The sequence below is a fragment of the Nocardioides sp. P5_C9_2 genome (genome assembly GCF_054049555.1).
This window is the reverse complement of the sequence record NZ_JBFUMD010000079.1, coordinates 1-10549: the sequence shown is the minus strand read 5'-3', so window position 1 is coordinate 10549 and position 10549 is coordinate 1. Positions and strand designations below refer to the sequence as shown.

Sequence of the window (10549 nt, the reverse complement as noted above, 5' to 3'; positions counted from 1 at the left end):
GCGCGGAGCAGGTCCATGGCGTCGACGCTCGAGGCGCCGAGGTAGCCGAGCGTGACGAGCGTCCCGTCGAGGTCGAGGGTGCGCAGGTAGGGCCCGAGGTCGTGCTGGGCGGGAGCGCAGTCGAGCACGAGGTCGAGGCTGTTGACCGCGGCGGCCATGTCCGCCTCGTCGGTCGACACCACCACCCGGTGTGCGCCGAGGGCGCGGGCGTCGTCCGCCTTGTCGGCGGTCCGGGTGAAGACGGTGACCTCGCCACCGAGCGCAGCAGCGAGCTTGACCGCCAGGTGGCCCAGTCCGCCGAGACCGACCTCCCGACCCGCCTGCCGGGCCCGACGTCCCAGCTCCGCAGCGGCTCCCAGACCGTGATGCCGGCGCACATCAGTGGAGCGACGGCGGCGGTGTCGAGCCCGGCCGGGCGGCGGTAGACGAAGGTCTCGCGGACGACGTACGACGACGACCACCCGCCCAGCGTGGGCGTGCCGTCGACCCGGTCGCGGCGCTCGAGGAGCGCTACCGTCGCCACTCGGCATGGCTCTTCGCGCGACTGATGCGTCGCTGCAACGACTCCGACGTGGTCGTCGACGTCGTGCAGGACACCTTCGTCACCGTCTGGAAGGACGCTCGCCGGTACCGCGGCGCCGGGGAGGTCGCGGCCTGGCTGTGGGGGATCGCGTTCCGCCGGATGGTGTCGAGGCTACGGTCGCGCAGGGACGTCGTGCTCCTCCCCGAGGCCACCGCGTCGTCATGTCGCCACCGTAGTTGCCGGCCTGCCACGGCTCCGTGCTGCACGGGTGCCTCTGCTGCGGGAACGAGATCAGCCTCAGGAGTCGATGTCGGCCCGGTCTCGTTCTCCCTGGACCATCCCGCGGACCGGCTCAGCTCTGGTCAGCGGCCAGCTCCGGGTACGCCGAGGCTCGCCGCGGCGCCGACGGACTCAGGCAGGAGCCAGCACGGCGAGCCCGAGATCTTGAGCTGCGCCAGCCATCCGGCGGTCGTAGGTCACCACATGGTCGACACCCAATCGGATGGCCGCTGCCAGGTGCAGCGCGTCGAGTGACCGAAGGGTGGGACCCGGTAGGAGCCCTGCCTCGGTGAAGACTGACGGCGAGAGCTCGAAGAGGCTGATGGACGCGAGCAGGTCGCTTACCGCGGCCTGGGACAGGGCCGGCTCGCGAGCGACGACGCGTCGTAGCTCGGTCTCGAGCAGCAGGCTGGCCACCAGGTCCGGAGCCTCGTCGTCGAGGGCTCGCACCAGTGCTGTCGACTCGCTCTCCTCCACGAGCAGCTTGAGCGCCGCCGAGGTGTCGACGTACCACCGACTCATCGATCACCTCGCAGGTCGTCGAGGAGCTCGCCCATGGGGCCCGACGGTGCGACGCGCCGCCGGTCGGTGATCGGTCGTTCCGGCCGTGCAGGCCGCACACAGCGCAGGTCCGACTCCGCCGGCACGGGAGTCACCCGAGCGATCGGGACGCCGCGCCTGGTCACGGTGAACGTCTCGCCCTGCTCCACGGCTCGCATGATTTCCGCGTTGTCGTTGCGCAGTTCCCGCTGACTGATGGTCCTCACCTCCACGAGCGTAGCACTGCGTAGCACCTGCTCAGGATGCGTCTCTCACCTCGCACAATCCCGCCAGATCGAGGCACCTCTCGCGGACCGGTGATGGAGTCACCGCCGCCAGGGCTTCCCATTGAGGTGCCTCACCCGAGCGGACTGCATGCGCTCTGAGCGCCTCGTGGACGCGGGGATCCATGAGCACGGCTGTCAGGTGCGGCGCGACCGCGGATGCCCCCGTCGGGCCGACCCGCGCCGCGACGAGAGCCACCTCGGCCACGCACACACCATTGGCGAGGTGCTCGGACAGGCCGACGTCGAGGAGGTCTCGCATCCGCCCGGGCTGCGCGGCCGGGTCCGGGTCGGCCACGTCGTCCATCGGGAGGAGGTCGGTCGAGTACAGCGTCCCGTGACCCCAGGTCGACCCGGCCGGCAACCGGCCCGCGTCGTGCGCCCGCGACAGGGCCCACAGCCACCCCAGGTCGTCCGGCCCTTCGAGGTGCTGGGCGGCGTCCAGCGCGGTAGCCCGATCAACTGGCAACGGGCGGGACGCGAACATCGCGAAGGGCCACGCCGAGATGGGGACGACCCTGCCGAGCACCGTGCCGCCGAGGCCGGTGTCCGTGGCGGCTCCGAGGTTGAGCAGCTCCACCGTCGTGTCGTCAGCCAGACGTCGCACTCGCAAGGTGCCCTCGAGCGCCGTCTCCAGCTCGTAGGCGGTGACGGCCGCCTGCTCCCAGAGGTCGAGCTCGTCCGTCCGGTCCATCAGACCACCCTCCGCACGGACGTCGACGAAGTCGCGAAGCCCGCCCGCTTCGAAGACGGCCACCTGCTGGTAGGCCCAGTCCGTGGCGGCGATCACGGTCCCGTACTCCTGCAGAGCCCGTGGGTCGTCCGCAAGGGCGGCGACCCGGTCGGTGTGCAGCGCCGTCAGCACCAGGCGGACTAGCTCGTCGCACCGCGGGTCCTCGGTGTGGAGCATCCACAGCGCGGCCTGGTCCACCGCCCACCGGGAGTACATCCACGACGGGGCGTCGTCTCCCAGGAGAGCGAGCTCGTGCAGTCGGTGATGGGTCAGGCCCTCCTCGACCAGAAGGCCGGACATGTGCTGCTCCCATGCCGCCCGGGCGTCTCCGCGAGCGGGTGCGTCCAACGCCTGCTGCATGTGACGGTGGTCTGCCGCAGTCAGCAGGTGCTCGAGGGACTGTCCGGGCCTCAGGTCGGCGATCACATCCCGATCCGCGACGGCGCGAGCCTGCCGAGTGCGGCGCCGCTGCTTGGTCGAGCGATTGCGAGTGGTCCTGGAACGGGATCTGGGCATGACCCCACGAAAGCCGTCGACGTCTGGGCCGCGCCAGCCCTTCCTGCCCATCTGTGGAGAAGTCTCGGTGGTCTGCCGCCTGGGGATAGTCACCGGGCCGCCGTGGGTGTAGGCAAGGAGCGTGAGGGCCGCAGCCCCCACGTCCGCCCGTGGAGGAGATGGATCATGGCTGCACTCGAAACCGCCCAGCTGCTCAAGGAGCTCGAACCGGTCGTCGAGGAGAACCTCAACCGGCACATGGGCATCGCGGACGAGTGGATGCCCCACGAGTACGTACCCTGGAGCCTCGGGCGGGACTTCGCCGACCTGGGCGGCGACCCGTGGGAGGTGGCGCAGTCGCAGCTCTCGCCCATTGCTCGGACCGCACTCGAGGTCAACTTGCTCACCGAGGACAACCTCCCGAGCTACCACCGTGAGATCGACCGTGCCTTCGGCAGCGACAGCGCGTGGGGCACGTGGGTCAACCGGTGGACGGCGGAGGAGGGCCGCCACGCCTTCTGCATCCGCGACTACCTGCTCGTCACCCGCGGGGTCGATCCCGTCGAGCTGGAGCGGGCCCGGATGGAGACGATGGAGACGGGCTACGAGGCGACGGAGAAGTCCGTGCTCAACGTGTGCGCCTACGTGTCCTTCCAGGAGCTGGCCACCCGGGTCTCGCACCGCAACACCGGGCGCTACACCGAGGAGCCGATCGCGGAGAAGCTGCTGGCCCGGGTGGCCAAGGACGAGAACCTGCACATGATCTTCTACCGCAACATCGTCACCGCGGCGCTGGAGATGGCACCCAGCCAGACGATGCGCGCGATCACCGAGGAGGTCGTCGGCTTCGAGATGCCCGGCAGCATCATCCCGGGCTTCTCGCGCAAGGCGGTGCAGATGGCTAAGGCCGGCATCTACGACCTGCGCATCCACCACGACGACATCGTCACGCCACTGCTGCGGCAGTGGGGCGTCTGGGACCTCGAGGGCCTCGACGAGGACGGGGAGAAGGCACGCGAGGAGCTGGCCGCCGCCGTGGCCGCGCTGGACGGGGAGGCCACGCGCTTCGTCGAGCGTCGCGCCGAGGCGGCCGCCAAGAAGGCCGCCCGCCAGTCCTGAGCCGGCTCGGCGTACACCGCGCGCCGACGTGCTGGGGGCCCGCGGAGGTCGGGACCATCGGCGAGCGGGGCGAGCCCAACGACCCTGCACCCTGGACGCGGCTGACGCGAGGGTGGGGTGTCAGGACGCGACGGGAGCTACCCGGCGTCCTCGCGGCGCCGACCGGGCGCTGCCCGCCGTCCCAGGAGGAATCATGAAGGCTGCCGTCGTGCCCGCCCCCGGTGCAGCGCTGGAGATCCGCGACGTCCCCGTGCCCGAGCCCGGACCGGGCCAGGTGCTGGTCCGCATCGAGACGTGCGGGCTGTGCCACACCGACATCCACGCGGCGCGCGGCGAGTGGCCGGTGAAGCCCAAGGGCCTGCTGGTCCCGGGGCATGAGGGGGTCGGGATCATCGAGGCGGTCGGTGAGGGGGAGCTCCCCGTGCAGGTGGGACAGCGGGTCGCACTCCCCTGGCTCGGCCAGGCCTGTGGTCACTGCCGCTACTGCGTCGCCGGCTGGGAGACGTACTGCACGAGCCCGCAGTACATGGGCTACACGATGGACGGCAGCTATGCGGAGTACGCCGTCGCGTACGCCAGCCACGTCGTCCCCGTGCCCGAGGGCGTCTCGTCGCTCGACGCCGCCCCGCTGACCTGCGCCGGCGTCACGACGTACAAGGCACTCAAGGTCGCGCACCCGCAGCCGGACGAGACGGTCATGGTCGTCGGGATCGGCGGCCTGGGTCACCTCGGGCTGCAGTACGCCAAGATCTTCGGGGCGCGGACGGTCGCCGTCGACGTGCACGACGAGAAGCTCCAGCTCGCCAAGGACCTCGGCGCCGACCACGTCATCGACGGCCGTGGCGACCAGCAGTCGGAGATCGCGGCCCTCGGCGGCGCCGACATCGCCCTGGTGACCGTCCCGTCCCCCGCGGCCATGCAGGCTGCGCACGCCTCCCTCAACCCCAACGGCCGGCTGGTGATCGTCGGGCTCCCGGCCGACAACCGCCTCGAGCTGCCGGTCTTCGAGACGGTGCTCAAGGGGATCTCGGTGATCGGCTCCCTCGTCGGCACCCGCAACGACCTGGCGGCGACCTTCGACCTCCACGCCCGCGGGCTGACCCGGGTGGTGACCGAGCGTCGCCGGCTCGAGGACGTCAACGCGTGCTTCGAGGAAGTGCTCGCCGGCGAGGTGCCGGCGCGGCTGGTCTTCGACATGTCGGAGTCCTGAGGCCCTTTCGTCGGGCCCCGGCTCCGCGAGGTGGCGCGGACGGCGGCACGATGACGTCCGCGCGCCTGCCGGTGCGCGGACGCCACCTCGGAGGAGCCACCATGGACAGCAGCACCTACGACCCGCAGGCGGGGACCCGCTTCCCGACGACGAAGCTGCTCCAGGGGTACGACGTGGCTGCCGTCGACGAGTTCGTGGCCCGCCGACCGGGCGGTGAGCATGCGCGACGGCTCGGTGACGGCTCGCGAGGTGGAGGAGGTCCGCTTCGCCCCCGTGCGGTTGCGCACCGGGTACCGGATGAGCGAGGTCGACGAGCACCTGGCGCGCCTGGTCACGGACCTGACCGTCATCGCGGCTGCCGGATACTAGATCTCGGCGCTTGCGCCTTCCTCAGCGAGCGCCCAGTACTCGTTGAGCGCACCGTCGGTCTTGACGAACCAGATGATCAGGCCGACCCCGAAGAACCAGCCGAGCAGGAGCGCCCACAGACCCGTCGCGTGTTGATGGCTGCCGAAACGTATCTGCCGCCGCTCTCCCCGTCCCGGCTTCCCACACGTGCGGTGCGCTGTAACGCGCTGTTACATCCCTTTCACCCCCCACCGATGGGGTGTGGAGCCCGCGTGACGGCGCGTTACGTGCGGTGTTCGACGAGCTCGGTTGTCCACAGATCGTTGATGACGGGTTCCGTCGTGGCTCCCCGGCGGGAAGAGTCGACGCCAGTCGTACTCGTCCGGCGCTTCGCCGGTGAATCTCGGGAGGCACGATGAACATCAGGCTCGACCCTGCCCAGCTGTCGATCGGTGCCGACGCCGTCGAAGCGAGGGCGACCGACATGGCAACTCGTCGTACCCGGATCGAGGTGTCCGTCGACGCGCTCCTCGCCGGCTGGCACGGCGCCGCGGCCGACCGGTTCGCCGGTCTGTGGGAGGAGTGGCGGACGGCCGCGGACGGCGTGATCGCCGGACTGGGATCCAGTGCGGTCGCCGTGCGATCCGCTCGTGACGACGTGTCCCTCGGGGACGTCTCCTCGTCCGAGACCCACTCGCTCCTGGCACGGAGGCTCGGATGACGGCGTACGACGTGGACGTCGACGAGCTGGTGGCCGTCATCGCCGCGATGGGGTCCTGCGCCCACGACCTCGCCGACCTGGCCGCGGACGTCGAAGCGTCGCAGGGTGCGCTGCACGCGGACTGGACGGGTCTCGCGAGCGACGCGCACACGGTCTCGCACTCGTCGTGGCGGACGTCGTTCGCGGACATGTCCTCCGCGCTCACGGTCCTGCGGTCCGTCGGAGAGGTCGCGCGTTCCAACTACGTTCGCGCGACCGAGGCCAACCTCGCGATGTGGGAGCAGGTCCGGTGAGGATCGCCGTCGAGACGGGCGGTCTCACCTCGGCCGCCGACGCCTGCCGCACCGGTAACCAGATCTCCGCTCTGCTGTGCGAGTCGCTGGCCGGCAAGCTCGGCGGGTACGCCGCCATGGCCGGCGACGACGCGACCAGCGCCGACTTCGCGTCGTCGTACGACGACGGGGCGCGGCAGACGCTCGACACCCTGGCCGAGCTGACGCACGCCTTCATCGGCCTCGGGCGGCTGCTGACCGCGACCGGGGCCAACCACCACGATGCCGAGGCCGCCTCCGCGGCAGTGTCGTCCTACACCGGCGGCGCRCTCGACGAGGACGACTACGTCCGCGTCTCGCCTGCTTCACCGCCGTCGTGCCTGGGCGCGAATCCCGTGTCGCTCGGTCCGGTCGAGACGTTCATCCTCGACCAGATCGAGGGTTTCGTCTGGCCGGGGGCGGACGTCGACCTGCTGCTCGACGCCGCCACCGCCTGGTGCCGCGCAGGCGCCGCAATCGCCGACCTCGACGCGCACTGCGACATCGCCGCGGGATTCCTCGAGCACCAGGTCTCCCCCGAGATCCCCCTCGCCCTCGCCGCTCTGTCCGAGCTGCGGTCGCTCATCGGCGACACCGCCGACGCGCTCATCTCTGTCGGCTCAGCGTGCGAGGAGTACGCCGACGCGGTCCGCGACACCCACGACCGCACCCGCGCGCTGCTCGCCGAGATCGGGCAGATGGTCGTCGAAGGGGTCGTCATCTCCGCCGTCGTCGGCGGGATCACCGGAGGCCTCGGCGCCGGCGCCGCTGGGTCGGCGGCTCTGGCGCGGATGAGCGCCCAGGCGCCACGGTTCCACGCGCTGCTCCTCGGGCTGCGGGCCACCAGCACCGCCGCGGCCGGCCGGTTGCGGACCGCTCGCGAGGGGCTGGGCGTCGTGCGCACTCGGGTCGAGAAGTTCGCTCGCGTGCGTACGCGTAGTGATCGCGGGGAGATGCGGCTCCCAGGCGGATGGCGCACCTCACTGTCGGGGCAAGACGTAGTGGGTGGACACATCATCACCAAGCACGTAGGGAAGACCACAAGCGAGCTGATGGAACGTGCCCGATCCGAGGGAATGGACCTTGCCTCGTCTTTCAAGAGCGTCGCGGACGCAGAGCGCGTCATTGCCCAGGTATTGCGAAGCCGTTCTCGGGAAGTCGAGGAGTGGCTGGCCAGCGGCGGACGCCAGCTGCGTATCGACGCACTCATGGGTCGTACGACCGGAACCTCCGTGGATGCAGCAGGTACCGCATACGAGGCCTTTGGCGTCAGACTGATCTTGAGGCGCTCCGATCTCACCGAGTCGGGATACCGAATCCACACCGCGTTCCCACAACCGTGAGGAAGTCACTGTGAATCAGACAAGTTATCCCTCCCTCTGGCAGTTTCTCGGCGCGTACCTGCACCAGGACTGGCGCGATGACTACGCGGATACGCAAGCAGCGCTGTTGGACTTCATGGAGGGCGAGCCAGCCCTCGCTCCGGACCTTGCCTCCGAGATCGATCGACTCCTTGCTTCGACTCCCACCTCCCGCGAGACGGAGGCGGCAATCCTCGACCTCGGATCCTCCTTCGTCCCGTCTGCGAACGGACAAGACCCGCGAGAGTGGCTGAGTCTCATCCGTATCGAAGCGAGTCGGATGCTCCAACACGGTTGAGGCACTCGAAGGGCTCCACCACCAGTGACCTGCCCATCGAGTCGACCTAGAGCCCCAAGCGCCTGGCAACCTCGTCCCCGCCGACCCGCCTCACGGTGTCCGGGTCCCCGACGACAACGAGGACGTCCGTAGCCCGCGACATCCCGACGTACAGCCGCTCGCGAGCACGGTCGCGAGCCCCGTCCTCATTGAGGCACAGCACGACCGCGCGCCGCTCGAGCCCCTTGCACCCGAGGACGTGCCCGTAGAAGACGTCGTCCTCCCAGTACATTCCCCAGTAGCCCTCCTGGTCGTGGAAGGCGGTCCGCTCCACCTGGATCGGGTGGCGATGGCCCGCCGTGAGCAGGGCGATGTTGCGCGACTGCCAACCATCGTCGAGCAAACGGTCGACCTCGTCGTCGGCTGCCCCGATCGCGTCGTCCAGCGTCGACTCCACGAACCGGACCGCGGGACCGTCGCCGCCCCGCGAGTACATCCGGCTCGGCGCCAACGGTCCGAACGACTCGTGGATCTGCTTGGTGTTGCGCAGGTTGTGGTCGAGCACCAACGGGACCAGCGCCACCGGCGGGCGGCCGAAGCGCGCGAAGATCCGCTGGTTCTCGTCGGAGTAGATGAAGAGGCCGCCCTCCTCCTCGTCGCGCAGGGACCGGAGCACCGGCGTCCACCACGAGTCGGCGAAGTCCTGTGCCTCGTCGACGATCACGGCGTCGTACTTCTTGCCGTCAGGCAGCGCTGCAGCGAGCTCCGCCATCTCGGCCGGCAGCCGCTCCTCCCAGAAGTCGCTGTCGGACCGGTCGCCGTCGGCGGCACCCCACTGCGTGCCGAACGCGTGGAACGTCCCGACGAACGCCGGCCGGTGGCGGCGGTCCCAGGTCGCGACCTGGCGCTTGAGGTGCTCCGCCAACCCGATCGAGTAGCAGAGCAGCGCGACGCGTTGGGCCGGCCGTCCCTGACCGCCGCGGGTCAGCTCCTTGGCCTGCTGGAGCGCCAGCACGGTCTTGCCGCTGCCCGCGCCTCCGCGCACCTCGATCCTCGGGATCAGGCGGGTCACGCCCAGGATCGTCGCCTGCTCCATCGTCAACCGGTCGAACTCGGCGACCCGGTCGTCGGACTCGGCATTGACGTCGTAGGGCGCGGCGAAGCGTCCGGTGAGGATGTCGGCGATCGCCTCGACGTCGTCGTAGGTCGGGGCTCGCTGGCCGTGCAGCATCCACCACGCGTTGTCGCGCACCCGGTCGCCGATGACCGCGAGGTCGTCCTTGTCGTGCAGCGCCCAGCGCGGCAGCTCGGGGACCGTGAAGTCGGCGGCGAACGTCGAGAAGCGGGTGACGAGTCCGTGCCCCCACCCGACGCGGCGGGCCGAACCACCGTGGGGATGCTGCTCGACGTACCGCTTGAGAGCGTGCTTGGCCGTGCGCACCTGGTCCACGGGCCGGATCCGGCGGTGCACCCCCTTGCTCGCGAGCCACCACGCGTGGCCGTCGGCCTCGTCCGGCTCGACGTGCACGCTGCCGCCCTTGACCTCGAGGACCAGGATCCCGACGTCGGGCATGAGCACGACGAGGTCGGCCTCGACGTCCTTCTCCGCGTCCGTGAGCCGGAGGTTTGCGATCAGCACGTCATCCGGGCCGAGCGCGTCGCGCAGGTGCTCCCAGACCTCACGCTCCGAGGTGGTCTGGAAGGTCGGCGACTCGGGAATCAGGCGAGGCATGCGCCCACCCTCGCAGCGAGCGTCCGACTGCGTGGGTCGAACCGCGACATCACCGACCCGAGCCCGCTTCGTCCTCGTCGAAGAGCGCGAGCTGGTCCAGCTGCACCTTGCGGACCGGTGCGTCGACGAGCAACCGCAGGGCGGCGCGCATCCGTGCGGTCAGCTCTCGGAGGTACTCCTGACGGGCACGGGCCACCTGCTCGGCCCGGTCACGACCCTCGTCACCAGCCGCTCGTGCCTTCGCGCGCATCTCGCGCCTGCGCTGCTCGTTGATGCGCACCGCCTTGAGCAGCAAGGCGGTGTCGTTGTCGAAGATGCGCGCCATGGTGGCCGGACCAACCGAACCGCGCTGCTCGCGCTCGAGCTCGACCATCACGCCGTACGCCGTCGCGAAGCGCCCCGTGGGCGGGCGGCGGCTCGTCGTGTCGGCGGGCTGACGGCTCGACTGCTCGTCCATGCATCGTCCGCCGACGCGGATCGCCAGGTCGCTGGCCCACCGGTCCACCTGCGTGGTGAGCCGCTCGATCTCGAGACGCAGCTGCGCCGGCACCACCACGGACGCGTCCAGCTCGCGGTAGACGCTGATCTGGCCGTCGCGCAGCGAGAAGGACAACCC

The 10549-nt window shown here is 70.4% G+C and carries 13 protein-coding genes and 1 pseudogene; 8 read left to right on the top strand and 6 right to left on the bottom strand.

Annotated features, from left to right (window positions below; all coding sequences use genetic code 11):
• Positions 1–377: zinc-binding dehydrogenase (locus ACXJKL_RS06140; RefSeq protein ID WP_457206175.1), on the bottom strand; the 377-nt coding region annotated here is incomplete at its 3' end.
• 146 nt (positions 378–523) lie between these two features.
• Between ACXJKL_RS06140 and ACXJKL_RS06135 the strand changes: the two are divergent.
• Positions 524–697, top strand: a pseudogene (locus tag ACXJKL_RS06135) (sigma factor); the annotation flags it as partial.
• 237 nt (positions 698–934) lie between these two features.
• Here the strand turns inward: ACXJKL_RS06135 and ACXJKL_RS06130 are convergent.
• From ACXJKL_RS06130 to ACXJKL_RS06120, 3 genes are read right to left on the bottom strand one after another with little or no spacing between them, the layout of a single operon-like run.
• Positions 935–1324, bottom strand: a complete 390-nt coding sequence (locus tag ACXJKL_RS06130) for a type II toxin-antitoxin system VapC family toxin (RefSeq protein ID WP_457206174.1) — start codon at positions 1322–1324, stop codon at positions 935–937.
• The gene (locus ACXJKL_RS06125; RefSeq protein ID WP_457206177.1) at positions 1321–1569 is read right to left on the bottom strand and encodes a type II toxin-antitoxin system Phd/YefM family antitoxin; all 249 of its coding nucleotides are present in this window, start codon (positions 1567–1569) and stop codon (positions 1321–1323) included. Before ACXJKL_RS06125 ends, ACXJKL_RS06130 begins: the two co-directional genes overlap by 4 nt.
• A 31-nt stretch (positions 1570–1600) precedes the next feature.
• Positions 1601–2659: a hypothetical protein gene (locus tag ACXJKL_RS06120; RefSeq protein WP_457206173.1), complete on the bottom strand. Its 1059-nt coding sequence runs from the start codon at positions 2657–2659 to the stop codon at positions 1601–1603.
• Positions 2660–3040: 381 nt separating this feature from the next.
• Between ACXJKL_RS06120 and ACXJKL_RS06115 the strand changes: the two genes are divergently transcribed.
• The 7 genes from ACXJKL_RS06115 (at position 3041) to ACXJKL_RS06085 (ending at position 8222) form a co-directional block, all read left to right on the top strand.
• Complete coding sequence (locus tag ACXJKL_RS06115) at positions 3041–3973, top strand: acyl-ACP desaturase (protein WP_457206172.1); 933 nt, start codon at positions 3041–3043, stop codon at positions 3971–3973.
• 193 nt (positions 3974–4166) lie between these two features.
• Positions 4167–5183, top strand: a complete 1017-nt coding sequence (locus ACXJKL_RS06110; RefSeq protein ID WP_457206171.1) for a zinc-dependent alcohol dehydrogenase — start codon at positions 4167–4169, stop codon at positions 5181–5183.
• A 219-nt stretch (positions 5184–5402) separates the two neighbouring features.
• On the top strand, positions 5403–5552 hold the full coding sequence (locus ACXJKL_RS06105) for a DivIVA domain-containing protein (protein WP_457206176.1): 150 nt from the start codon (positions 5403–5405) through the stop codon (positions 5550–5552).
• Between the two features lie 394 nt (positions 5553–5946).
• A complete protein-coding gene (locus ACXJKL_RS06100; RefSeq protein WP_457206170.1) occupies positions 5947–6252 on the top strand; it encodes a WXG100 family type VII secretion target in 306 nt (101 codons plus the stop codon).
• On the top strand, positions 6249–6545 hold the full coding sequence (locus ACXJKL_RS06095; RefSeq protein WP_457206169.1) for a WXG100 family type VII secretion target: 297 nt from the start codon (positions 6249–6251) through the stop codon (positions 6543–6545). The genes ACXJKL_RS06100 and ACXJKL_RS06095 overlap by 4 nt, the downstream gene beginning before the upstream one ends.
• Positions 6542–7906, top strand: coding sequence for an RNase A-like domain-containing protein (locus ACXJKL_RS06090; RefSeq protein ID WP_457206168.1), 1365 nt, complete (start codon positions 6542–6544; stop codon positions 7904–7906). Before ACXJKL_RS06095 ends, ACXJKL_RS06090 begins: the two co-directional genes overlap by 4 nt.
• Positions 7907–7916: 10 nt before the next feature.
• Positions 7917–8222 carry a contact-dependent growth inhibition system immunity protein gene (locus ACXJKL_RS06085; RefSeq protein ID WP_457206167.1) on the top strand — a complete coding sequence of 102 codons (306 nt, stop codon included), beginning with the start codon at positions 7917–7919 and terminating at the stop codon, positions 8220–8222.
• Positions 8223–8268: 46 nt separating this feature from the next.
• On the opposite strand, the gene ACXJKL_RS06080 is transcribed toward ACXJKL_RS06085, so the two are convergent.
• On the bottom strand, positions 8269–9933 hold the full coding sequence (locus ACXJKL_RS06080; RefSeq protein ID WP_457206166.1) for an NERD domain-containing protein: 1665 nt from the start codon (positions 9931–9933) through the stop codon (positions 8269–8271).
• A gap of 49 nt (positions 9934–9982) precedes the next feature.
• Positions 9983–10549: hypothetical protein (locus tag ACXJKL_RS06075; RefSeq protein ID WP_457206165.1), on the bottom strand; the 567-nt coding region annotated here is incomplete at its 5' end.

Bases quoted from the DNA above. Each gene is read 5' to 3' on its own strand.
- ACXJKL_RS06130 (WP_457206174.1), bottom strand. From the start codon at position 1,324: ATGAGTCGGTGGTACGTCGACACCTCGGCGGCGCTCAAGCTGCTCGTG.
- ACXJKL_RS06120 (WP_457206173.1), bottom strand. From the start codon at position 2,659: ATGTCCGGCCTTCTGGTCGAGGAGGGCCTGACCCATCACCGACTGCAC.
- ACXJKL_RS06115 (WP_457206172.1), top strand. From the start codon at position 3,041: ATGGCTGCACTCGAAACCGCCCAGCTGCTCAAGGAGCTCGAACCGGTC.
- ACXJKL_RS06110 (WP_457206171.1), top strand. From the start codon at position 4,167: ATGAAGGCTGCCGTCGTGCCCGCCCCCGGTGCAGCGCTGGAGATCCGC.
- ACXJKL_RS06105 (WP_457206176.1), top strand. From the start codon at position 5,403: ATGCGCGACGGCTCGGTGACGGCTCGCGAGGTGGAGGAGGTCCGCTTC.
- ACXJKL_RS06100 (WP_457206170.1), top strand. From the start codon at position 5,947: ATGAACATCAGGCTCGACCCTGCCCAGCTGTCGATCGGTGCCGACGCC.
- ACXJKL_RS06095 (WP_457206169.1), top strand. From the start codon at position 6,249: ATGACGGCGTACGACGTGGACGTCGACGAGCTGGTGGCCGTCATCGCC.
- ACXJKL_RS06080 (WP_457206166.1), bottom strand. From the start codon at position 9,933: ATGCCTCGCCTGATTCCCGAGTCGCCGACCTTCCAGACCACCTCGGAG.